This window comes from Actinacidiphila glaucinigra (assembly GCF_035918135.1).
Taxonomy (GTDB): domain Bacteria; phylum Actinomycetota; class Actinomycetes; order Streptomycetales; family Streptomycetaceae; genus Actinacidiphila; species Actinacidiphila glaucinigra.
Genome location: NZ_CP109144.1, coordinates 1,572,139 through 1,593,221, shown reverse-complemented (window position 1 = coordinate 1,593,221; position 21,083 = coordinate 1,572,139). Strand labels below are relative to the sequence as shown.

General features: G+C 73.8%; 18 protein-coding genes. 8 read left to right on the top strand and 10 right to left on the bottom strand.

The annotated features are described in order from the left end of the window. Positions 1-115 precede the first annotated feature (115 nt). Genes lnt through fxsA form a run of 3 tightly spaced genes read left to right on the top strand, consistent with a single transcriptional unit; the run spans position 116 to position 3,253 of the window. Positions 116-1,774: an apolipoprotein N-acyltransferase gene (gene lnt / locus OIE69_RS07010; RefSeq protein WP_392567474.1), complete on the top strand. Its 1,659-nt coding sequence runs from the start codon at positions 116-118 to the stop codon at positions 1,772-1,774. Beyond that, positions 1,771-2,565: a polyprenol monophosphomannose synthase gene (locus OIE69_RS07005; protein WP_326571069.1), complete on the top strand. Its 795-nt coding sequence runs from the start codon at positions 1,771-1,773 to the stop codon at positions 2,563-2,565. The genes lnt and OIE69_RS07005 overlap by 4 nt, the downstream gene beginning before the upstream one ends. 43 nt (positions 2,566-2,608) lie before the next feature. After that, positions 2,609-3,253, top strand: coding sequence for an FxsA family membrane protein (gene fxsA, locus OIE69_RS07000; protein ID WP_326571068.1), 645 nt, complete (start codon positions 2,609-2,611; stop codon positions 3,251-3,253). A 61-nt stretch (positions 3,254-3,314) separates the two neighbouring features. Here the strand turns inward: fxsA and OIE69_RS06995 are convergent, their stop codons facing one another. From OIE69_RS06995 to OIE69_RS06985, 3 genes are all read right to left on the bottom strand, one after another. Beyond that, positions 3,315-3,689 (bottom strand): RNA polymerase-binding protein RbpA, encoded by a 375-nt coding sequence (locus OIE69_RS06995; RefSeq protein ID WP_326571067.1) that lies wholly within the window; start codon positions 3,687-3,689, stop codon positions 3,315-3,317. Between the two features lie 256 nt (positions 3,690-3,945). Beyond that, the gene (locus OIE69_RS06990) at positions 3,946-5,385 is read right to left on the bottom strand and encodes an MFS transporter (RefSeq protein ID WP_326571066.1); all 1,440 of its coding nucleotides are present in this window, start codon (positions 5,383-5,385) and stop codon (positions 3,946-3,948) included. Positions 5,386-5,552: 167 nt separating this feature from the next. After that, positions 5,553-6,683, bottom strand: coding sequence for a hypothetical protein (locus OIE69_RS06985; RefSeq protein WP_326571065.1), 1,131 nt, complete (start codon positions 6,681-6,683; stop codon positions 5,553-5,555). Positions 6,684-7,988: 1,305 nt separating this feature from the next. On the opposite strand from OIE69_RS06985, the gene OIE69_RS06980 reads away from it, so the two are divergent. Then, complete coding sequence (locus tag OIE69_RS06980) at positions 7,989-9,149, top strand: class F sortase (RefSeq protein WP_326571064.1); 1,161 nt, start codon at positions 7,989-7,991, stop codon at positions 9,147-9,149. 30 nt (positions 9,150-9,179) lie between these two features. Here the strand turns inward: OIE69_RS06980 and OIE69_RS06975 are convergent, their stop codons facing one another. Both OIE69_RS06975 and yczE read right to left on the bottom strand, forming a co-directional pair. Next, the gene (locus OIE69_RS06975; RefSeq protein ID WP_326571063.1) at positions 9,180-9,968 is read right to left on the bottom strand and encodes a glycerophosphodiester phosphodiesterase; all 789 of its coding nucleotides are present in this window, start codon (positions 9,966-9,968) and stop codon (positions 9,180-9,182) included. Beyond that, positions 9,965-10,651: a membrane protein YczE gene (gene yczE, locus OIE69_RS06970; RefSeq protein ID WP_326571062.1), complete on the bottom strand. Its 687-nt coding sequence runs from the start codon at positions 10,649-10,651 to the stop codon at positions 9,965-9,967. The genes OIE69_RS06975 and yczE overlap by 4 nt, the downstream gene beginning before the upstream one ends. Positions 10,652-10,749: 98 nt before the next feature. On the opposite strand from yczE, the gene yczR reads away from it, so the two are divergent. Further along, positions 10,750-12,240, top strand: a complete 1,491-nt coding sequence (yczR, locus tag OIE69_RS06965; RefSeq protein WP_326571061.1) for a MocR-like transcription factor YczR — start codon at positions 10,750-10,752, stop codon at positions 12,238-12,240. Between the two features lie 74 nt (positions 12,241-12,314). Here yczR and OIE69_RS06960 read toward each other — a convergent pair whose 3' ends face one another. Beyond that, positions 12,315-12,701 carry a hypothetical protein gene (locus OIE69_RS06960; protein ID WP_326571060.1) on the bottom strand — a complete coding sequence of 129 codons (387 nt, stop codon included), beginning with the start codon at positions 12,699-12,701 and terminating at the stop codon, positions 12,315-12,317. 245 nt (positions 12,702-12,946) lie between these two features. Next, positions 12,947-14,251 (bottom strand): M28 family metallopeptidase, encoded by a 1,305-nt coding sequence (locus OIE69_RS06955; protein ID WP_326571059.1) that lies wholly within the window; start codon positions 14,249-14,251, stop codon positions 12,947-12,949. Between the two features lie 167 nt (positions 14,252-14,418). Between OIE69_RS06955 and OIE69_RS06950 the strand changes: the two genes are divergently transcribed. Beyond that, a complete protein-coding gene (locus OIE69_RS06950) occupies positions 14,419-14,796 on the top strand; it encodes an RNA-binding S4 domain-containing protein (RefSeq protein WP_326571058.1) in 378 nt (125 codons plus the stop codon). A 228-nt stretch (positions 14,797-15,024) separates the two neighbouring features. Here the strand turns inward: OIE69_RS06950 and OIE69_RS06945 are convergent, their stop codons facing one another. Then, positions 15,025-17,337 (bottom strand): ABC transporter permease, encoded by a 2,313-nt coding sequence (locus OIE69_RS06945; protein ID WP_326571057.1) that lies wholly within the window; start codon positions 17,335-17,337, stop codon positions 15,025-15,027. Then, complete coding sequence (locus OIE69_RS06940; protein ID WP_326571056.1) at positions 17,334-18,041, bottom strand: ABC transporter ATP-binding protein; 708 nt, start codon at positions 18,039-18,041, stop codon at positions 17,334-17,336. The genes OIE69_RS06945 and OIE69_RS06940 overlap by 4 nt, the downstream gene beginning before the upstream one ends. Before the next feature lie 138 nt (positions 18,042-18,179). Here OIE69_RS06940 and OIE69_RS06935 point away from each other — a divergent pair, with 138 nt between their 5' ends. Both OIE69_RS06935 and OIE69_RS06930 read left to right on the top strand, forming a co-directional pair. Then, positions 18,180-19,058 carry a sensor histidine kinase gene (locus OIE69_RS06935; RefSeq protein WP_326571055.1) on the top strand — a complete coding sequence of 293 codons (879 nt, stop codon included), beginning with the start codon at positions 18,180-18,182 and terminating at the stop codon, positions 19,056-19,058. Further along, positions 19,055-19,765, top strand: coding sequence for a response regulator transcription factor (locus OIE69_RS06930; protein ID WP_326571054.1), 711 nt, complete (start codon positions 19,055-19,057; stop codon positions 19,763-19,765). The genes OIE69_RS06935 and OIE69_RS06930 overlap by 4 nt, the downstream gene beginning before the upstream one ends. A gap of 20 nt (positions 19,766-19,785) precedes the next feature. Here OIE69_RS06930 and OIE69_RS06925 read toward each other — a convergent pair whose 3' ends face one another. Continuing rightward, positions 19,786-21,030, bottom strand: coding sequence for an MFS transporter (locus OIE69_RS06925; protein ID WP_326571053.1), 1,245 nt, complete (start codon positions 21,028-21,030; stop codon positions 19,786-19,788). Positions 21,031-21,083: the final 53 nt, after the last annotated feature.

Sequence of the window (21,083 nt, the reverse complement as noted above, 5' to 3'; positions counted from 1 at the left end):
CCCTCCCGCGCCGCGCGCCCGCGCGGGAGGCTTTGCCCGCCCGGGGTCCGCGGACAGGGCCGTTGGAGGTACGGTCACTCTCACACAGTGACCACCTGCAGGAAGGCCGCGAACCTTGCGACCGCGCTCCGACGCCGCACCGGCCCCCGCCGCGCCGCCGGCGACGTCCGTAGAACCGCCGCCGCCGCCCGCCCCGGCACCCGGGCGCACGGCCCGCATGGCGCACGCCCTGCGGGCGAACGCGCGGCGGTCGGCGCTCGCCGCGCTGTGCGGCCTGGCCCTGGCGGCCGCGTTCCCGCCGTACGGAGTGTGGCCGCTGTCGGTCGTGGCCGTGGGGGGCCTCGCGCTGCTGACCCGGGACCGCACCGCCCGTCAGGGCGCGTGGCTGGGCTTCGCCTTCGGACTGCCGTTCTTCGTGTGGCTCCTGATGTGGCTGCGGGTGATCGGCTGGGACGCGGTCGTGGGCCTGTCCGTCATCGAGGCCGCCTTCGTCGCCGTGCTGGGCGCGGGCCTGGCGGTCACCTCACGGCTGCGTGCCTGGCCGCTGTGGGGCGCCTGCCTGTGGGTGGCGGAGGAACTCGCCAGGGACCGGCTGCCGTTCGGCGGGTTTCCCTGGGGCAGGCTGGCCTTCGCGAACACCAGCACCCCCTTCACCCCGCTCGCCGCGCTCGGCGGCGCGCCCCTGGTGACCTTCGCGGTCGCGCTGTGCGGCTCGCTGCTGGCCGCGGCCGCGGTCGCCGTGTGGCGGCTGCGCAAGGGCCCGGTCGTCTTCGGCCCGCGGCGCTTCGTGCCCGCCACGACGGCGGTGGTGCTGGCCGCCGCCGCCGTCGCCGCGGGGTACACGGTGCCGGTGCCCACCGCGGCCGACGACACCGTCCGGGTGGCCATCGTGCAGGGCAACGTCCAGCAGCCGGGCATGCACTTCCTCGGCCGGCCGCTGAAGATCCTCAACAACCACGTCGAGGCGACGCTGAAGCTCGCCGAGGACGTCAAGGCGGGCCGCACGCCCAAGCCCGATCTGGTGATCTGGCCGGAGAACTCCTCCGACATGGACCCGTTCTCCGAGCCGCAGGCCTACGCCCTGATCACCGAGGCGGTCCGGGCCGTCGGCGTCCCCGTCCTCGTCGGCGCCCTGGTCGACGGCCCGGACGCGGACCACGTCCAGAACGAGGGCATCGTCTGGGACCCGGAGAGCGGCCCCGGCGACCACTACACCAAGCAGCACCCGGTGCCCTTCGGCGAGTACGTGCCCTTCCGCGAGCAGCTCACCAAGGTCATCAAGCGGCTCGACCAGGTCCCGCGCGACTTCTACCCCGGCAAGGGCAGCGGTGTCCTGCAGATCGGCCCGGCGAAGCTCGGCGACGTCATCTGCTTCGAGGTGGCGTACGACGGGATCGTCCACGACACCGTCACCGCGGGCGCGCGCGCCCTGGTCATCCAGACCAACAACGCCACCTACGGCCGCACCGGCCAGCCCGAGCAGCAGCTGGCGATGTCGCGGCTGCGGGCCGTCGAGCACGGCCGCGCCGTGGTGACGGCGGCGACCAGCGGCATCACCGCCGTGGTCGCCCCCGACGGACGCATCGAGCAGCAGACCGAGGAGTTCACGCAGGCCGTGCTCAGCGCGCAGCTGCCCCTCCGCGACGATCTGACCGTCGCCGACCGCGTCGGCTCCGCTCCCGAATGGACCCTCGCTATGGTGGGCCTCCTGTCCTGGGCCGCGGCGATCGTGCTGGGCAGGCGAGGACGTACCGAGACGGAGGAGCAGCAGTGAGCGATGGCGGTGGGGTCACCCGTGGCGCAGCCCAGGGGAGGGCTTTCGGGCCGCTCGGCTCGGTTCTCGTGATCATCCCGACGTACAACGAGGCCGACAACGTCAAGCCGATCGTCGCCCGGGTCCGCGCGGCCGTGCCCGAGGCGCACGTCCTCGTCGCCGACGACAACAGCCCCGACGGCACCGGCAAGCTCGCCGACGAACTGGCCGCCGCCGACGACCACGTCCACGTGCTGCACCGCAAGGGCAAGGAGGGGCTGGGCGCCGCCTACCTGGCCGGCTTCCGCTGGGGCATCGAGCACGACTACGGCGTGCTCGTGGAGATGGACGCCGACGGCTCGCACCAGCCCGAGGAGCTGCCGCGTCTGCTGACCGCGCTCAAGGGCGCCGACGTGGTGCTGGGCTCCCGGTGGATCCCCGGCGGGCGGGTGGTCAACTGGCCGAAGTCCCGGGAGTTCCTGTCGCGCGGCGGCAGCACCTATTCGCGGCTGCTGCTCGACGTGCCGCTGCGCGATGTCACCGGGGGCTATCGGGCGTTCCGCAAGGAGACGCTGCTGGGCCTGGGGATGGACGAGGTGGCCTCCCAGGGCTACTGCTTCCAGGTCGACCTCGCCTGGCGCGCGGTGAAGTCCGGCTTCCATGTCGTCGAGGTCCCGATCACCTTCGTGGAGCGGGAACGCGGCGACAGCAAGATGAGCCGGGAGATCGTCGCCGAGGCGCTGTGGCGGGTCACCGCCTGGGGCGTCGGTTCCCGTGTGAGGCGGCTGACGTCCGGACGGCGCCGCGGCTGACCGGCCCTCCGGACTCCGGCGGGGAACAGGCACAATGGTGCGTATGACGATCAGTTCCCCGCCGCCGGCCGGTCCGCGGCAACCGGGCGGCGACGCGCGTCCGCGACGGCGCTCGCGCGCCGGCAGGTGGATACCGCTGGGTGTGGCCGCTTACGCGCTGCTGGAGATCTGGCTCCTCATCCTCGTGGCCGGGGCCGCCGGCGGTCTCACCGTCCTCCTGCTGCTCGTGGTGGGCTTCGTCGGCGGGGCGCTGGCCGTACGGCATGCCGGGCGCAGCGCCTGGCGGGCGCTGAACGAGACCATGCGCTCCGGCGGACCCGAGCGGGACGGCGAGAAGCGGGACGAGTCCGGGGCCGCGAACGGCGGCGGGGGCGGCGCGGCGCCGATCATGTTCGGCGGCCTGCTGCTGATGGTGCCCGGGTTGATCTCGGACGTGGCGGGGTTGTTCTTCCTCTTCCCGCCGACCCGCTCCCTGCTGACGCGGGCGGGCGCGCGTGTCCTGGACCGCCGGGCCGCCGCGGCCCGAGAGCGGGACCCGGGCTCGGGCTCGCTGGGCGATCTCTTCGCCCAGGCGCGTGCCGCCGAGGAGCAGATGCGCATCCACCGTCCCGACGGCAAGGTCATCCAGGGCGAGGTCGTCGACCGCGGCCCGGAGCAGAACGACGAAGACCCCGGGCCGCGGCACTGAAGCCACGCTCGCCCGGGGCGCACGTCTGCCGGGCCCGCCCCTCACGGGCCCATTCCTTCTCTCAGGCGGTCTTGCGGTGGTCCCGCGGATGCACCGCGATGTTCATGGCGCCGGAGCGCAGGACGGCCAGCCGCTCGGCCAGCACCTCCTCCAGCTCCTCGAGCGTGCGCCGCTCCATGAGCATGTCCCAGTGCGTACGCGCGGGCTTGCTCGTCTTCTCTTCCGGGCCCTCTCCGTCGACCAGGAGCGCGATCTGGCCGCAGGCGCGGCACTCCCACTCCGACGGAATCTCGGCCTCCACCGAGAACGGCATCTCGAATCGATGTCCGTTCCGGCATGCGTACTCAACGGTCTGGCGCGGTGCCAGATCGATGCCGCGGTCGGTCTCGTAGCTCGTCGCCCCGAGTCGCGTGCCGCGGAGAGCTCGCTCACTCATGAATCGTGCCTCCCGGGCTGTGTCGCCCACAGGACAGGTGTCGCTGTCGTCGTCATCCGGTCAACGTCCGGTCGGCGGTGAAGATTCCCGTTGCCGGGAGGTGCGTCGCCCGTCGTGCCGCCCCTTTTTGTACCCATCGACGCCCGTTTTGTCACATCTAGCGAGAGATGTCACCCTGCGTTCTGGTATCTTTAGCGCGCAGTAACGGTCCGTCCGACGGCCAACGGCGTACACTACCGCGCCGCACCCATCCGTACTAAATCGTCTCGGGGACCGGATTGCCCGCGGCCGCCACGGCCCGCCGCATCGGCACCCTCGCCAGCAGCACGAACCCGATGACGAAGAACGCCACCAGGGACACGATCGCGTCCCGGTAGCTCCCGGTCAGCTGGTACGTCAGACCGAACAGCAGCGGGCCCAGCCAGCTGGTGCCCCGGTCGCTGATCTCGTACACCGAGTAGTACTCGGCCTCCTTGCCGCGCGGGATGAGGTGCGAGAAGAGCGAGCGCGACAGTGCCTGGCTGCCGCCCAGGACCATCCCGATGGCCGCCGCCAGACAGTAGAACGCCACCGGCTCGCCGGCCGGCAGGAAGAAGCCGGCCCCGATCGTCAGCGTCCACGCCACCAGCGAGCCCAGCACGGTACGGCGCGCGCCGTACCGTGCCGCGAGCCGGCCCAGCAGCAGGGCGCCGAAGACGGCCAGCACCTGCACCAGGAGGATCGCGCCGATCAGGGCTGTCTCGTCCAGCTCCAGCTCCTTCGAGCCGTAGAGCGAGGCCTGCGAGATCACCGTCTGGATACCGTCGTTGTAGACCAGGTAGGCCAGCAGGAACGCCAGGGTGAGCGGGTGGCGGCGCATGTCCCGCAAGGTGGCGGCGAGTTGACGCCAGCCCTGGCGCAGTGACCCCGCGCCCTTGACGGCCTTTCCGCCGGACAGCCCGCCCGGCGCGGTGTCGCGCAGCCGCAGCAGCGGGATGAGCGTGAAGACCGCCCACCACAGGCCCGCCGAGGCCAGGCAGATCCGTACCGCCATGCCCTTGGAGAGGCCGACTGCGTCGTGCCCGAGGAACAGCGCCAGATTGGCGACGAGCATCAACGCCCCGGCCGCGTAACCGAACGCCCAGCCCCGCGAGGAGACCGCGTCCCGCTCGTGCGGTTCGGCGATCTCGGGCAGGAAGGCGTTGTAGAGGACCATGGCCGACGCGAAGGCCACGTTGGCGACGATCAGGAGTCCGCCGCCGAGGAGGTAGCGGTCCCCGGTCACGAAGAACATCGCCGTCGTCGCCGCGGCGCCGATGTACGCGAACGCCCCGAGCAGCGCCTTCTTGCGGCCTGTCCGGTCGGCGACCGCCCCGGCGAGCGGCATCACCAGGACCGAGAGCAGCACGGAGGCGGAGACCACGTACGCGAAGTACGCACCGGCGCGGACCGGTATCCCGAGCGGGTGGACGTAGCCGTCCGGGCCCGCGGCCGCCTCGGCGATGTCGGTGAGGTAAGGCCCCAGGAAGACCGTGATCACACTGGTGGAGAAGACCGAGTTGGCCCAGTCGTAGAAGTACCAGCCGCGCTGTGCGCGCCGCCGCTCGTGCGCCGGGGCGGCGTTACCGTCGTGCACCGCCGTGTCCTGCGCCTCGCCCGTGGTCACCCGTGGTTCCTGCCGATCCGTGTCGTGCGCCGTGCCGATGTGATCGGTCATGATGCCATCCACGGCCGGGGTGGGGGAGGGGGATCATCCGCCGGATTCCTGCGTTCATCCGGCGGACGCCTCCCGTCCGCCCGGCCCGGGCACGGGACTGCCCCCGGGCGCCACGAGGGCGGCCCGGGGGCAGTGCGGTCAGCCTGTGTCGCGGAGGTCCGCGACGATCAGGCGCGACCGCCGTTCACGCGCCGGCGACGCAGCATGTAGACACCGCCACCGGCACCGGCGAGCAGGAGTGAGGCGCCGAGCAGGGTCTCCGGGGTGTTCATGCCGATGGAACCGCCGAAGCCGGTGTCGGGGCCGCCGCCGTTGCCGCCGCCACCACCGCCCCCGCCGTTGCCGCCGCCGCCGCCACCACCGCCGCCACCGTTGCCGCCGCCGCCACCGCCGTTGCCGCCTCCGTGGCCGCCCTTGCAGCCCTTGTTGCCGCCCCCGCCGCCGCCGTTGCCGCCCCACGAGTCGTCCATGTTGCGGCCGTCGTCGGACCCGCTGTCGAAGTTCTGGGCGGTCAGGTCGTTGCCGTCGCCTCCGTTGTTGTCGCTGTCGTTGTTGTCGCCGCCGTTCTCTCCGCCGTTGTCGCCGCCGCCGCCGTTGTCGCCGCCGCCGCCGTTGCCGCCCCCGCCGCCGCCGTTGCCGCCACGGCCGCCGCCGTTGTCGCCGCCGCCGTTGCCGCCCCCGCCGCCGTTGCCGCCCCCGCCGTAACCGCCGCCGCCACCACCGCCGTGGCCGGAGTCGTCGTCACCGCCCCACCACGACTCGCACCGGTCGTCGCCGCCGTAGCCGCCGTGACCGCGCCCGTAACCGCCGCCGCCGCCGTGGCCGCCGCCGCCGTGGCCGCCGCCGTAACCGCTCTTTCCTCCGTGGTCGCCGCCGCGACCCCCGCCGTCACGGCCGCCCTCACCGTCGCGGCCGCCCTCACCGTCGCGGCCGCCCTCACCGTCGCGACCACTGCTGCCGTCGACGCTGACGGTCACGGTCGAAGTGACCTGGCCGTCGGTGCCGTCCGGCTCGTTGCAGGTCAGCTGGACCTGGTAGGAGCCCTCGGGCGTGGTCTTGTCCACGAGGAGCCGGAGGCTCGTGGTCGTGGCGGTACCCACCGGCTCCACCCTCGTGAGGGTGGTCACGTAGGTCGGCGCCGTGATGCAGCCGCCGAGCGTGAAGGTGACCACTTCGCCCGGGGCGACACGGCCGTTGTTGGAGACGGAGACGATCGGGTCCGCGACCGCCACACTTGCCGGCAGGACGACGGCCGTGACCGTCATCGCCGCCGCTGCGAGAATGCGTGAACCACGCATGGGGGGAACCTCCTTGCGGACGGGGCAGGCGGGATTGGGGATCACCGCGACACGTACTGCGACCGCGTCCTTGAGATCCATGGCACGAGGGCGGGGATCTTCACGCACCTCGGAATCGGCACAGGCCTTCCCCCGGACGGGGCATCAGAATTCTGGCCGGAACAGCGTTGTCGCAGGTGGGGAGCCATACCCGCGGTGGCGTCAGAAAAATGTGAAGAGTTCGTCAAACGGGTGATCGGGAGCGGGCCCGGCAGCGCATCAGTCGATGGCCGGTCAGCCGATTGCCTGTCAGGCAACACGGCGTCAGTACACCGCGGGGTCGTGAGACCCACGGCATCAATGTGCAGGGCCGCCCCTTCGGTGACGCGGATGGATGCGACTGCTCCGAAGCAACGCGGCTTTTCCCAGCGCGATCTCACGCGAATTCACCAGAACGGCTCACCGGGGGCGTTCGCGCAGCACGCCACGAGTGCCGGGTGCACCTGTGTCTCCCATGACCTCGGTGCGTACCTGCCGGCGAAGGCGACCGTCCGACACGGGCCGGCGATCCACACGGGCGGGTGAACCGGACGTCGGTGAACCCGGCGTCCTCGGAGCGGCGTTGACCGGGGCGGGCGGGCACGGGCCGGCACCGCCTGCGGACCCCGTACGAGCCACGCAGGGCCCCAGCCCCGGCAGGGGGCTGCGTGACGAGGCGTGGCCCGGCCTCCCGGTCCGCAGGCCGCGAGGGTCGGCGCGGCCGACCCCGCCCCCAGCGCGTCCACCGCCCGCAGGTACGGCAAGCCCGTGGCCGCGAAGTACGCCGTGGAGAGCGCGCCGCGAACGTTGCCTGCCGCCGCTGCCGGAGCGGCACCTCCATCACCTCCCACGGCGGCAGCGGCCAGGCCGCGGAGAACCCTCCTCCACCGCCCGGCCACCGTCGGTGCAGCTGCCGCCCGTTGCCGCGCCCCACCGACTGGCGCCACGACACCCCTGCCGACGGCGGTCCGCGACCAGGAATCCGCCCGGCAGCCACGGGCGTGCGCGCGGTACACGACGACCGTGGACGCGGCCAGCGCGTGCGGGCCTTCGGGGCGCAGAGCGCACGGGTGCTGAGCGCCCATCAGGACACGGTCGGCATCATCGGCGCTGCTCCCGGCGCCGCAGCGCCGGTTGCCCCCGCTGCCGCAGCACCGCCACTCGATCGAGTGGGGCGCACATTGCCCGCTTCACGCTGATCCATCCGCGTTTGACGCATACTTCGGTTTAACATCATTTATGACGGACTGTCACTCATGACCTGCCGGTCGGAGCTGAAGGACTGCGATGCTGCGAAACTCCGGGGATCACACCACCCCCGTGCCCTGGTACGGACAGCCCGACGCCTGGTACGGGCAGCCCGACCCCTGGTTCGGCCAGCCGTTCGTGCCCGAGCCCACCGCCGACGCGCCCGGCGCGCTCGGCAGGCCGGACCGCGCGCCGCAGCCCCCGGCCCGGGCCCGGCCCGCGGACCCGGCCACCGCGCAGGCGGGGCGGTCGCCCGGGAAGAAGAAGCGGAAGCCGAAGGGCGAACCGGCCGCGAAGGCACCGGCCCCGTCGAAGGGCGCGGCGAAGCCGCCTGCACCGGCGGGCGGGAAGCCCCCGGCACCGGCCGGCGGACAACCGCCCGCCCCGGCGGGCGCGAAGCCTCCGGCGCCGGCTCCCGGGAAACCGCCGGTCTCCGCCCCCGCGAAGCCCCCGGCCCGGTCCGGTCCGGGGGCGCCGACCCGGCGCCGGCCGATGCGCCGTCCCGGCCGTCCGGGCAGCGGCTCCGCCGCGCGTCCCGGGGGCGGGAGTCCCCAGCAGCTGAAGCTCACCCGGCGCGGCCGCGGCGCGGTCGGGGTGCTCGTGTGCACGGTCCTCGTCGCCGGGGTGGTGCTGACCTTCCAGGGCTTCACCGGCATGGACGGTCCGCCCCAGCCCTCGGCCGCCTCCGCGGCCCTTTCCGACGCGGCCGCGATCAAGGCCCCGCCGCCTCTCCCCCCGGCCCAGCCGACGCGCATCCGCATCCCCGGAGTGAGCATCGACGCGCCGATCATGAACGTGGGACTGGACAGCCGCGGTGTGATCGCGGCCCCGCCGCTCGAGAAGGCGGGGGAGGCCGCCTGGTTCAAGGACTCGGTCAGCCCGGGGGCCCGGGGCTCCTCCGTCATCGTGGGGCACGTCGACAACGAGAGCGGCCCCGCGGTCTTCTACAGCCTCGGGGCGCTGAAGAAGGGCTCGACCATCGACGTCGTCCGGGACGACGGCACCACGGCGATCTTCACCATCTACGGCATCGAGGTCTTCACCAAGGCCGAGTTCCCCGCCAAGCGCATCTACAGGGACACCGAGGACCCCGAGCTGCGCGTGATCACCTGCGGCGGCACCTACACCAAGGACTCGGGCTACTCGGGCAACGTCGTGGTCTTCGCCCGCATGTCCAAGACGAAGCAGGCCAAGGTCTGAGGGGCGCCGGCGGCCGGTCGGTACCGGCCGTCAGGCCCAGACCCCGCGTTCGGTGAACACCGCGCGCAAAGCCTCGAGCCGGTCGGTCATGATCCCGTCCACGCCGAGGTCCAGCAGGGCGCGCATCCGGGCCTCGTCGTTGATCGTCCACACGTGCACCTGCAGGCCCAGCCGGTGCGCCGCCGCGATGAACGCGGGGTCGACGACCCGGATGCCGTACGCCCGCTCGGGCACCTGGACGCACACCGCGCCGCGCCGACGCGCCGCGGCGAGGAGCAGCCGTTCGGCGGCACGGCCGCCGCGGGAGAGCAGCCGCAGGTCCGCCACGCCCCTGGTGCCCAGGGAACTGGCCAGCCGCGATCCGCCGAGTGCCCGGGCCCGGACCAGCCGGGCCTCGGAGAACGAGCCCACGCACACCCGGTCCCACGCGCCTGCCCGGCGTACCGCCTCCACCAGGGGCTCGACCGCGGCGTCCGACTTGGTGTCCACGTTCCAGCGGGCGTCCGGGAACTCCTCCAGCAGTTCCTCGAACAGCGGTACCGGCTCGCGCCCGGCCACACGGGCCCGGCCCACCTCGCTCCACGGCAGGTCCGCGATCCGCCCGCCGGCGTCGGTCACCCGGTCCAGGGACGCGTCGTGGAAGGCCACCAGTACGCCGTCCGAGGTCAGGTGGACGTCGGTCTCCAGGTAGCGGTAGCCGAGGTCGACGGCCCGCCGGAAGGCCCAGGCGGTGTTCTCCAGGCCGTCCGCGGTGCCGCCGCGGTGGGCGAAGGCGATCGGGGCGGGGCTGTCCAGATACGGATGGCGTGTGTCGCTCACTCCGGCAGTATCGCGCGCCCCTCCGCGGCGTCCGCCACCGGCTGCCCCCCGCGGGCGACGACCACGGAGTCGTCCTGCGGCCCGGGCCCCGACCGCGGCAGCTCGAACAGGCGCAGGAAGAACTGGGCCAGCGGCCCGATCGAGACCGCGTAGACGACCGTCCCCACGCCGACGCTGCCGCCGAGCACGAAGCCGACCGCCAGCACGGTGACCTCGATCGCCGTGCGCACCAGGCGGATGGAGCGGCCCGTGCGGCGGTGCAGGCCCGTCATCAGGCCGTCGCGGGGGCCCGGGCCGTACCGGGCGGTGATGTAGAGGCCGGTCGCCACGCCGTTGAGCAGCACGCCCGCCACCAGCAGCGGGATCCGCACGCCGAGGCCGTGCGGCTGGGGCAGCAGGGCCAGCGTCGCGTCCATCGACAGGCCGACGACGAAGACGTTGGAGACCGTGCCCAGCCCGGGCCGCTGGCGCATCGGCCACCACAGCAGCAGGACGAGCGCGCCCACCGCCACCGAGACCAGGCCGATGCTGACGCCGGTGTGCCGTGAGATGCCCTGGTGGAGGACGTCCCACGGGTCGAGGCCCAGCGCTGCGCGCACCTGCAGGGCCGCGCTCGCCCCGTAGAGGGCCAGTCCCGCGTACAGGTGCAACAGGCGGCGTGTTGTTCTGGATTGGCCCTCCACGAGACCCCCCTCTGGCCATGACGACTGGATGCGGGACACTATGTGGCATGGTCCTGGGAGAAATCCATGGCCAATGTGCGGAAGGTGGACCGGAAACCATGTCGCAGTGGACCGCAACGGTAGGGGTCACTCATCTCGCGCGCCTGCTCGAGCCCCGTCCGGCGCAGCGCGCCACCGGCCGCCGCGTCCCCGCCTACCGGGGGCTCGCCGACGGCATCCGGGTCCTGGTCCTGGAGGGACGCGTGCCCGTGGCCGCGCGGCTCCCCGCCGAACGCGAGCTGGCGCTGGCCCTCGCCGTCAGCCGCACCACCGTGGCCGCCGCCTACGAGGCGCTGCGCGCCGAGGGCTTCGCCCGGTCGCGGCGCGGCGCCGGCACGTGGACGGCCGTCCCGGACGGCCAGGCCCTGCCCACCCGTGGTCTGGAGCCGCTGCCCCCGGACGCCGCCGGCACCGTCATCGACCTCGGCTGCGCGGCACTGCCCGCACCCGAGCCGTGGCTGACCCGCGCGGTCCACGGCGCCCTGGCCGACCTGCCGTCCTACTCGGCCACCCACGGCGACTTCCCCGCCGGGCTGCCCGTGCTGCGCGAGGCCATCGCGGCGCGCTACACCGCGCGCGGCATCCCCACCCTCCCCGAGCAGATCATGGTGACCACCGGTGCCATGGGCGCCATTGCGGCCGCCGTGCGGCGGCTCGGCACCCCCGGCGAGCGGGTGGCCGTCGAGTCGCCGAGCTACGCCAACGTCCTGGAACTGCTGCGGGAGAACGGCGCCCGGCTCGTCCCCGTCGCCATGCGCGAGGGCCTCGGCGGCTGGGACCTCGACGCCTGGAAGCGCGTCCTGCGCGACGCGGCGCCCCGCATGGCCTACGTCATGCCCGACTTCCACAACCCCACCGGCACCCTCGTCCCTGACGACCAGCGCCGCGCCCTCGTCGAGGCCGCCCGCGCCGCCGGGACCGTACTCGTCGCCGACGAGACGATGGCCGAGCTCCCCCTGGACGAGGCCGCGTCCGCGCCGCGCCCGATGGCCGCCTTCGACCGCGGCGGCAGCGTCATCACCGTCGGCTCGGCGAGCAAGGCGATCTGGGCCGGGCTGCGCATCGGCTGGGTCCGCGCCGCGCCCGACGTCGTACGCCGCCTCGTCAGCGCCCGCGCCTACCTCGACCTCGGCTCGCCCGTCGTCGACCAGCTCGCCGTGGCCTGGCTGCTGCGCACCGGGGCGTGGGACGACGCGGTCGCCGCCCGGCGCGAGCGGGCCCGCGCCCACCGCGACGACCTGGTCGCGGCGCTGCGCGAGCGGCTGCCCGACTGGGAGTTCGCCGTCCCGGCCGGCGGCATGACGATGTGGGTGCGGACCGGCGACGTCTCCGGCTCACGTCTCGCCGTCGCGGGCGAGCGCCTCGGCGTCCGCGTCCCCTCGGGTCCGCGGTTCGGCGTCGACGGCGCGTTCGAGGGCTACATCCGGCTGCCCTTCACCGTCGGCGGTCCCGTCGCGCGTGACGCCGTCGAGCGCCTGGCGGCCGCCGCGCAGACCGTCCGCGACGGCGGGGGCTCCGAGGGCGAGGGCGCGGGGCTCTTCGTGGCCTGAACCGGCGGGCGGCGCGACAGGGCCCGGGACGGCCCGCCTGGCGAGCCGTCCCGGGCGCCGGGACGCCGTCCGGCTCAGCGGCCGTCGGGGAGCTCCGTGAGGCGGAGGCGGAGCTCGACCTCCTGGTCGCCGGAGACCGATCCCTGCTCCTCGAGGAGGAAGGAGTCGCCGAGCACCTTCTTGACCTCGCGTACGTGACGGGGCCCGCCGGAGAGATCCGCGGTCAGGGAGCCGTCGAGGTGGACGGGGCCGAGTTCGTGGCCGTGGCTGCGGGTGTCGACGGAGGCGGCCCACACGGTCGGGTGGGAGGACCCGGGGCGGGGCTCCACGGCCTCGGTGAGGGACTCGCCGGGACGCGTCGGGAAGGCGGCCTCCAACGCGCCGAGCACGGCTCCGGCGTCCTGCCGCTCGCAGCCGGTGAGGAGGACGTCGACGTGGGAATTGGTGTGATGACTGCTCATCAGCGGTTCTCCTCTCGCGGGAGGCCCGGCACGGTACGTCCGGCACCGCAAGCCGCGCCCCTCTTCAGCGTAGGACGGCGACCGTCCGCACGCGCCTTCGGCGGGCGGCTGCGGCGCGGGGGGAGGAGTGCTGCCGCGGGTGAACGGTCGACCGCGACGGTTGCGCGCGTGTGCAACAGGCGGCGCCTGCATTGATCCCGGTGACGGCCGCCGCGCGAGAACGGGGCCGTCACCGGATCCGCCGGTCAGAACGTCAGCTTCCAGCTGTTGATGTAGCCCGTGTCCTGGGAGGCCACGTCCTGCACGCGCAGCCGCCACGTGCCGTTGGCGACCTCGCCGGAGGCGTTGACCGTGTACGTCGTGATGACGTTGTCCGCGGAGTCGCTGCCGCTGGAGTTCTTCAGCCGGTAGCTGCTCCCGTCCGGGGCGACCAGGTCCACGACGAGGTCGCCGCGCCAGGTGTGCCGGATGTCCACGCCGACCGCGAGGGCCGAGGGGGCGTTGCCGCTGACCCCGCTGACGGTGATCGAGGACGTCACGGCCGCGCCGTTGTCGGGGACGCTGACGTCAGCGGTGTTCTCGAAGACCGTGCCGGGCGGGGGAGCGGCGGCGGTGCCCAGGGTCCAGATCGCGTTGGCGATCGCGTCGCTGTTGTTGTCGAGCGCGGTGTCGTTGATGTTCGACGTCGTGTCGCAGGACGAGTGGTAGCAGCGGTCGAAGGCCTGTCCGGCCGTGCCGCCCCACTTCTGCGCCTGCGCCGAGGTCTTGGTGTAGTCCGCGCCGGAGAACAGCCCGCCGACCGGGATGCCCGCGCTTTTGAAGGGCGCGTGGTCGGAGCGGCCGTCGCCCTCGGTCTCGATCTCGGTCGCGATGCCCTTGGCGGCGTACCAGTCCTTGAAGACCTTCTCGAGGGCGGCGTCGTCGTCGTAGACGAAGTAGCCCGGGTTCGGCGAGCCGATCATGTCGAAGTTCAGGTAGCCGTCGATCTTGGCGCGCTCGGTGGCGGCCAGGCCGTTGACGTACGCCCGGGAGCCGACCATGCCGAGTTCCTCGGCGCCCCACCAGCCGAACCGCAGGTGCTTCGTGGGCTGCAGGTTCTCGCGCGCGACGGCCAGGGCGGTCTCCAGGACCGCGGCGGAGCCGGAGCCGTTGTCGTTGATGCCGGGCCCCGCGGTGACGGAGTCGAGGTGGGCGCCCGCCATGATCACGTGGTTGGTGTCGCCGCCGGGCCAGTCCGCGACCAGGTTCCAGCCGGTGGCGCCGCCGGAGGTGAACTGCTGGAGCGCGGTGGTGTAGCCGGCGGCGTCCAGCTTGGCCTTGACGTAGTCGATCGAGGCCCGGTAGCCGGCTCTGCCGTGAGCCCGGTTGCCGCCGTTGGCGGTGGCGATCGACTGCAATTGGCTCAGGTGCGCCTTGACGTTCGCCACCGGGATGTCGGGGGCGGCGGCGAGGGCGGTGGGCCGCGCGGAGGCGGGTGTCGCGGAGGCGGTGAGCAGGGCCGCCGCGAGCGCGGTGGCGGCCCCGGCCGCGACGATCTTGAATGCGGGCACAGGTCACTCCGGTGTGTGGGGGATGGAGTTGCGCGGGACTGTGCGGGCGGTACGGCGGCATCTTTGACGTGTGCATGCCTGGGCGCATCCTGTGGCTCGCGGGGGCTCCCGTCAAGAGCGCATACCGGACGCCGCGTTCCGGGAACCGGGCGCGCTAGGGTCGTGACATGGCTGACGACGAGGGCCCGGTGCGGGTCGACGCCTGGATCTGGTCCGTCCGGCTCACGAAGACGCGGTCCATGGCCGCCACCGCGTGCCGCGCCGGGCACGTGCGGGTCAACGGCGAGCGCGTCAAGCCCGCGCACGCGGTACGCCCCGGCGACGAGGTACGGCTGCGCGGCGTGGGGCACGAGCGGATCGTCGTCGTCACGCGTCTGGTGCGGAAGCGGGTCGGCGCCCCCGTCGCGGCGGAGTGCTTCGTCGACAACAGTCCTCCGCCGCCCACCCTGGAGGAGGTGCCGGCGCCGGTCGTCCGCGACCGCGGCGCGGGCCGGCCGACCAAGCGCGAGCGGCGGGACATGGAACGGCTGCGCGGCACCCGCTGAGGCGTGCGCGTACCGCGCCCGGGCGGATTCGGTACGGCCCTGCGCCACGGGATGCCACGCGTCGCTCACGCGGTGAGGGCGGCCTCGAACCACCGGACCGTCCCGCCGGGGTCGCCCGGCGGCCGTCGCCGCATCCCGGCCCGGGCACCGCAGGCCACGGCATGAGCCCCTGCCGCCGGGGCAGGGGCTCACGGGGTGGGGAGGTGCGGCGGAACCGCGTCCGCGCCGTCACTCGTTGTGGAGCACCTGGGCGATCGTCAGGCGGGCCGCGCGGCGGGCGGGGAGGTAGGCGCCGAGGACCGCGATGGCGATGCCCGTGAGGGCGAGCGCGGTCAGGGCCACCGGGTGCCAGACGTCCGTCATGTACGGGGGGAGGGTGGTGTCGACGGCGTCCACCATGCGCGGGACGACCTGCTGGTAGCCCCAGATGCCCAGCGGGACGCCGAGCACGGAGCCGAGGGCGCCGAGTGCCGCCATCGAGGTCGTCATCATCACCGTGACCTGGCGCGGGGTCATGCCGATGGACTTCAGCATGCCCAGGTCGCGGCGCCGGTCTCGGGTGTTGAGGACGACCGTGTTGAAGACGCCGAGGGACGCGACGACGGCCAGCATCGCGGTGAGCACCGAGGCGGAACCGACGACGGTCCGGGTGATGGCGTTCGGGCCCGTGACCGCCGGGCCGACGCCTGGGTCGGCGGCCGCGGCCGCGCGGGCGTAGGCGGCCGGGTCGGTGCCGTCGCGGAGTTTGACGTGGTACGCGATGGGCTTCTCCTCGGGGGCGAGTGCCGTGAACGTCGGCCAGCCGGCGACGAGCAGTTGGCCGTTGGTCTCCATGAACGCGCCGACGACGGTCACCTCCTGGCTCCGGCCGCCCTTCTGCAACCGCACCTCGTCGCCGACGCGCACGCCGGACTGCCGGAGCCAGGCCGTCCCGGCGACGACTTCTCCGGCCCGCCGCATCCAGTGGCCCTCGGTGAGCACGCTGTCCAGTTCGGGTCCGTCGCCGCGGCGGCCCTCGAGCATGGCCTTGCGGGCGGAACCGGCGACCGTCACCTCCACGTCCCCCCGGGCCGTGATCCCGGCGACGCCGGGCAACGAGGCGAGCAGGGAGTGGAGTTCCGGGTCGGGGTGCTCGGCTTCGACGAGCTCGCCGTGCCGCACGGTGCTCGCGTACACCGTGACCTGGTAGGCGTCCCGGCCCGCGTTGCCGAACCGGGTCATCGTCGTGGCCAGGCCGGAGGCGAACGTCACGGTGGTCACGCCCAGGACCACCGCCGCCACCGTCAGCGCGCTGCGGCCGGGCCGGGCGAACGGCAGCCCCACGCCGAGGCTCACCGAGCGCGGCAGCCGGCTGCCGGCCAGGCGCCGCTGCACGCCCAGGGCGCGGCCGGCCCGCGGGGCGGTACCCGCGCTGATCGCCCGCGCCGCGGAGAGCCGGCGCGCGCGCAGCGAGGGGGCGAGCGCGGCGAGGACGCAGACGGCCGGCATGCCGAGCAGGGCGAGCACGTTCACCCACGGCGCGATGCCGACGCTGTCGTGGAACACGCCCGCGTCAGGCCCGGTGAACGTGAACCGGAGGAACGGCGCCGCCAGCAGGTTTCCGGCGACGACGCCGGCGGCGCAGCCGACGACCGCGGGCGCGGTCACCATCGCCAGGTACACCGCGAGCACCTGCCCCGGGGTGAACCCCAGGGCCTTGAGGATGCCGATGTGCCGGAAGCCGGAGATCACGGCACCGCTGACCACATTGGCGACGATCAGCACGGACACGACGATGCCGAGGATGCCGAAGGCCGACAGGTACGGCGCGTACGCCCGCGCCGCCCCGCCGATCCGGTGCTTGAGCGTGAGGTACGACTCGGAGCCGGCGAGCGCGTCCTGCGGGAGCCGTGCCGTCACCGTCCCCAATTGCTCGCGGAGCCTGGTGTCCGACGACGCGTCGGAGAAGCGGAACAGCATCTGCGTGGTGGCCGGGTGCAGCGCGTCGATCTGGGACGGCGCCACCCAGGCGTCCGCGGTGCGGCTCAGGTCGAAGGCGAAGCCGACGATGGTGAGCGTGGGGCCGGAGGGCACCGGGATCCGTTTGCCCAGGGCGTCGGCGGTCCAGTCCGGCTGCCGGTTGAGGACCACCTCGCCGGGCGCGGTCGCCCAGCGGCCCGCCCAGAGGTCGAGCCGGTCCACCGGCCCGCCCGGGTCCGCCCGGCCGACGAATGTGACCTCGCCGAAGACCCCGTACTTCGCGGTGTCCCGCGGCAGTCCGACCGTGGCCTGCGGGAACGGCCCGGCGACGGCCTCGACGCCGGGTTCCCCCGCGGCCTCGGCCAGTTGCGCGTCCGAGGTCCTGGACCGGTCGAACGCCGCCACGACATGGGGTCCGTGCTGCTTGCCGAAGGCCTTGTCGAACGGCGCGGAGGCCGCGTCGACCAGCCCGAGCGCGACGACGATCGCCCCCGTCGAGGTCAGCGTGACCAGCGCGATGACGAGGGTCTGGAGCCTGCGCCGCCGTACGGCCGCCCGCGCGGCCCGCCACACCGCCCTCATGCGGACGGCTCCAGGGTGTGCTGCCCCGTCACCCGGCCGTCGGCGAGGGTGACCAGGCGTCCGGCGCAGCGGCGCGCCAGGCGCTCGTCGTGCGTCACCAGGACGAGCGTCTGGCCGATCTGGTTGAGGTCGAGGAGCAGGTCCATCACCTGCTCGCCCGCGCGGCTGTCCAGGGCGCCGGTCGGCTCGTCGGCGAGCAGCAGGGCGGGGCGGTTCATCAACGCGCGAGCCACCGCGACGCGTTGACGTTCGCCGCCGCTCAGCACGGCCGGATGGGCGTTGGCGCGGTCCGCGATGCCGAGTTCCTCGAAGAGCTCCATGGCGCGGCGCCGGGCCGGACGGGCCGGGGTGCCGGTCAACTGGGCGGCGAGCGCGACGTTGTCCAGCGCGGACAGGTCGTCGACGAGGTTGAAGAACTGGAAGATCATGCCGATGCGGTGTCGCCGGTACAGCGCGAGGCCCCTCTCGCTCAACCGCCCCACGTCCTCGCCGTGCACCAGCACGGTGCCGGCCGTGGGCCGGTCGAGGCCGGCGATCATGTTGAGCAGGGTGGACTTGCCGCACCCCGAGGGCCCCATCACCGCGACCGCCTCGCCGGCGCGGATCTCCAGCGTCACGCCGTCCAGGGCCGTCGTCTCGCCGTATTCCCTGCGTACGCCGTCGAGTCGTACGACGGTCTTCCCGCTGCTGTCCTCAGTGACCATGCACAGGACGCTAGGCGCCCGGCGCGGCCCGGACATCCCTCCCCGGATGGCACCTTGGCGGGGATCTCATCCCGGGGATGCAGAACCCTGCATCCAGGGGCTGATGCGCCCGTGGTGATCGTCTGCGAAGGTGAACTCGTGGCGAATGGGGAGCCGGACGTGCTGGTCGCGGCGCTGGGGGCGGCGTGCGCGGTCGCCGTGTGCCTGGCGGTGGCCCTGGTGCGCACGCGGCGCCGCTGGCAGTCGGCCCTGGGGGAGCGCGGCTGGCTGCTGGAGCGGGAGCGGGAGAGCGCCACGCTCACCGCGGTGGCGGCCGAACGCGAGCGCATAGCGAGGGAGTTGCACGACATCGTCAGCCACAACGTCAGCCTGATGGTGGTGCAGGCCGGGGCCGCCCGCGAGGTGCTGGGCACCATGCCGGACGAGGCCGCGGCGGCGCTCCGTTCGGTCGAGGACGCGGGGCGCGGCGCCATGACGGACCTGCGGCACATGCTGGGACTGCTGGCGCCGTCCCCGGGCGGCGTGGACGACGAGGGCGGGGAGCACGGTCCGGACGGGGCCGGTGAGGGCGGCGCCGAGGCGCTGGCCCCGCAGCCCGGACTCGACCGGCTGGGGGCGCTGATCGACCGGGTCTCCTTCGCCGGGCTGCCCGTCGAGGTGCGCGTCTCCGGGGAGCCGCGCCCGCTGCCGCAGGGCGTCGACGTGACGGCGTACCGCATCATCCAGGAGGCGCTCACCAACGCGCTCCGGCACGGTGACGGAGGGAAGGCGGAGGTGACGGTGCGGTACGCGGAGCGCGCGCTGCGCGTCGAGGTGCTCACCACCGGCCCCAGCGTGCTGAACGGAACCGGAACCGGAACCGGGCCCGCTGCCGCTCCGCGCCGCCGGGAGGGCGCCGGGCGCGGGCTGTTGGGCCTGCGCGAACGGGTCGCGGTGTACGGGGGAGACCTGGACGCCCGGCGCCGTCTCGGCGGTGGCTACCGGGTCAGGGCGCGCATCCCGTTGGACCGGCCGTGACGGCGGGGGCGGGGGCGTCCCCCCGCGTGCTCATCGCCGACGACCAGACGCTCATCAGGACCGGCTTCCGGCTCATCCTCACCGCGCGCGGCATCACGGTGGTCGGCGAGGCGGCGGACGGCGCGGAGGCGGTCGCCGAGGCGGGCCGGCTGCGGCCGGACGTCGTCCTGATGGACATCCGCATGCCCATCATGGACGGCCTGGAGGCCACCCGCCGCATCCTGGAGCAGATCCCGGAGTGCCGGGTGCTCATCCTCACCACCTTCGACCTCGACCGCTACGTCTACACGGCGCTGTCGGTGGGGGCGAGCGGCTTCCTGCTGAAGGACGTCACGCCCGAGCACCTGGCGGCGGCCGTGCGTCTCGTCGACACCGGGGACGCCCTGCTGGCGCCGTCGATCACGCGCAGGCTGGTGGAACGCTTCGCCTCCGGGGCGGCGGCCGCGCAGGACGGTCCTCCGGCCCACGCCGGCCTCGCCGCCCTGACCCCGCGCGAACGGGAGGTCCTCACGCTGCTCGGCCGCGGTCTGTCCAACCTCGAACTGGCCGCGGAACTGACGCTGAGCGAGGCGACGGTGAAGTCGCACGTCGCCCGCATCTTCGCCAAGTTGGCGTTGCGCGACCGGGCCCAGGCGGTGGTCCTGGCCTACGAGACCGGTCTGGTACGGCCGGGCGGGCCCGGCGCCGAAGCCTCCCCCGGGCGTTGACCCCGCCAGCCCTCCCCGCCTCAGACGCGGTCGGTCGCCGGGACGGGGTCCGGGGCGGCGAGGCGCCGCCGGTAGGGCAGCAGGAAGGCCGTACCCAGGATCAGGACGCCGGCGGCGGCGACGGCCGTACGGGGACCGGTGACGGCGGCGAGCAGGCCCCAACCGGCCGTCAGCGCCGCGATGGTGGCGCTGCTGGTGATGGACCACGCCGACAGGACGCGGGCGACCTGGTCGGCGGGGCTGTGTTCGAGCCGGTAGGTGGCGAAGACGGGGTTGAACACCCCCACGCACGTGACCAGGCCGAACTCGACCAGGATGACGAGCACCAGACCCCACGGGCCGGGCCGGACGAAGGCCAGGCCGACGAGCCAGCAGGCCCTGAGGGCCCCGCTGGCGACCATCACGCGGCGCTGTCCGTACCGGGGGACCAGCCGCCGTGAGAGCCGGGAGCCGACCAGGCCGCCGAGGCACGGCACCCCGAAGGCGAGCCCGTACTGCCAGGGGGCGAACCCCAGGTCGCGCAGGAGGAGGACGGCCAGCAGCGGTGCGGTCGCCATGATCAGGCCGTTGACCAGGGTGGTGTTGAAGAACAGCAGGCGCAGGGTGGGGTGGCCGAGGATGCGCCGCCAGCCGTCCAGCAGGTCGCCGGGGCGGAAGGGCCGTGCCGTCTTCGGCGCCGGTGGCGGGTCCTCACCGCCCATCGCCCGGATCCCGAACGCCGACAGCAGGAAGCTGACCGCGTTCACCACGGTGGTCACCAGGGGCCCGAACGCCCCCACGGCGAGACCGCCCGACGGCGGGCCGAGCGCCGTCGCCGTCCACATCGTCGACTCGAAACGGCCGTTGGCGCTCAGCAGGTGCTCCGGGCGTACCAGCGCCTTCAGACAGGCTCCGCTCGCCGCGGTGAACACGACGTTGGAGGCGGCGACGACGATCGACACCAGGACCAATTGCAGGAAGGTCAGCGCCCCCGCCAGATGGGCCACCGGGAGCGAGAGCAGGACCGCGAACCGGAGGAGGTCGGCGCCGATCATCACGGGCCGCTTGCGGCGCCGGTCCACCCACGGGCCGAGCGGGATCGCGATGAGCGCCGCTCCGGCCAGGCCTGCCGCGGACAGCAAGGACACCTGCGCCGGGCTGCTGCGCAGCAGGCGGATGGCGATGAGCGGGAAGGCGTCGAGCGCGAACCACGTGCCCACCGTGCTCGTGGCGTACGCCGTCCACAGCCATCCGAATTCGCGTCCCAGCGACGGCCCGCGCTCCACGACGTCCTCCCCGCTCCCGTTCCTCGCCCCCGGCTGCCCTGTCGTGCGGTGTC

Excerpts from the sequence above, each read along its gene's own strand:
- fxsA (WP_326571068.1), top strand. The coding sequence starts at position 2,609 with ATGACGATCAGTTCCCCGCCGCCGGCCGGTCCGCGGCAACCGGGCGGC.
- OIE69_RS06995 (WP_326571067.1), bottom strand. The coding sequence starts at position 3,689 with ATGAGTGAGCGAGCTCTCCGCGGCACGCGACTCGGGGCGACGAGCTAC.
- OIE69_RS06990 (WP_326571066.1), bottom strand. The coding sequence starts at position 5,385 with ATGACCGATCACATCGGCACGGCGCACGACACGGATCGGCAGGAACCA.
- OIE69_RS06985 (WP_326571065.1), bottom strand. The coding sequence starts at position 6,683 with ATGCGTGGTTCACGCATTCTCGCAGCGGCGGCGATGACGGTCACGGCC.
- OIE69_RS06980 (WP_326571064.1), top strand. The coding sequence starts at position 7,989 with ATGCTGCGAAACTCCGGGGATCACACCACCCCCGTGCCCTGGTACGGA.
- yczR (WP_326571061.1), top strand. The coding sequence starts at position 10,750 with ATGTCGCAGTGGACCGCAACGGTAGGGGTCACTCATCTCGCGCGCCTG.
- OIE69_RS06960 (WP_326571060.1), bottom strand. The coding sequence starts at position 12,701 with ATGAGCAGTCATCACACCAATTCCCACGTCGACGTCCTCCTCACCGGC.
- OIE69_RS06950 (WP_326571058.1), top strand. The coding sequence starts at position 14,419 with ATGGCTGACGACGAGGGCCCGGTGCGGGTCGACGCCTGGATCTGGTCC.
- OIE69_RS06945 (WP_326571057.1), bottom strand. The coding sequence starts at position 17,337 with ATGAGGGCGGTGTGGCGGGCCGCGCGGGCGGCCGTACGGCGGCGCAGG.
- OIE69_RS06940 (WP_326571056.1), bottom strand. The coding sequence starts at position 18,041 with ATGGTCACTGAGGACAGCAGCGGGAAGACCGTCGTACGACTCGACGGC.